Here is an 819-nt window from a genome sequence, read left to right on the forward strand (position 1 = left end):
CGTCGCCATCCTCATCGCCGCACACCCCCACGACACCGACACACCCCCCGGCGTCGTCACCCTCGCCCCGCTCCCGGCACCGGCCACGGCCACGCCCGCGCCGCCCCCGGTCGACATCCACCCGGAGCAGGTGGCGTACGTCATCCACACCTCCGGGTCCACCGGCACGCCCAAGGGCGTCATGGTCGCCCACCGGGCGCTGACCAACCTGGTCCACTGGCACCTGGACACCCATCCCGCCGGCCCCGGCGAGCGCCACGGCCAGGTAGCCAGCCTCGGCTTCGACGCCGCGATCTGGGAGATCTGGCCCGCGCTGGTCAGCGGCGCCACCCTGCACATCGCCGACCCCGCGCACCGCCTCGACCCCACCGCGCTGCACGACTGGCTGATCCGGGAAGACGTCACGAGGACGTTCCTGCCGACCCCGGTCGCGGAGGCCGTCCTCCGGTTGCCCACCCCGTCCACCAGCCGCCTGCGGACGATCTTCACCGGTGGGGACGCCCTCACCACCCGACCGTCCGCGCAGGCGCCGTACACGCTGTTCAACATCTACGGGCCGACCGAGACCACCGTCGCCGTCACCGTCGGGCCCGTCAGCACCGACGGGGTCCACCGGCCCGACCTCGGCGTCCCGATCGCCGGCGCCCGCATCTACCTCCTCGACGCCGACCTCCAGCTCGTCCCGCCCGGCGCGCCCGGCGAGGTCTGCGTCGGCGGCGACGTGGTCACCCGCGGCTACCTGAACAAGCCGGGGCAGACGGCGGAGCGGTTCCTGCCCGACCCGTACGCCACCACACCCGGCAGCCGCCTCTACCGCAC

General features: G+C 74.4%; 1 protein-coding gene. It reads left to right on the top strand.

Features of this window, described 5'->3' with window-relative positions; genetic code table 11:
* Positions 1-819 (top strand): AMP-binding protein (locus ACFHW0_RS31685; RefSeq protein ID WP_416613300.1); only part of this gene is annotated, 819 nt, incomplete at both ends.

The sequence above is a fragment of the Micromonospora sp. LOL_025 genome, assembly GCF_048060285.1.
Classification (GTDB): Bacteria; Actinomycetota; Actinomycetes; order Mycobacteriales; family Micromonosporaceae; genus Micromonospora.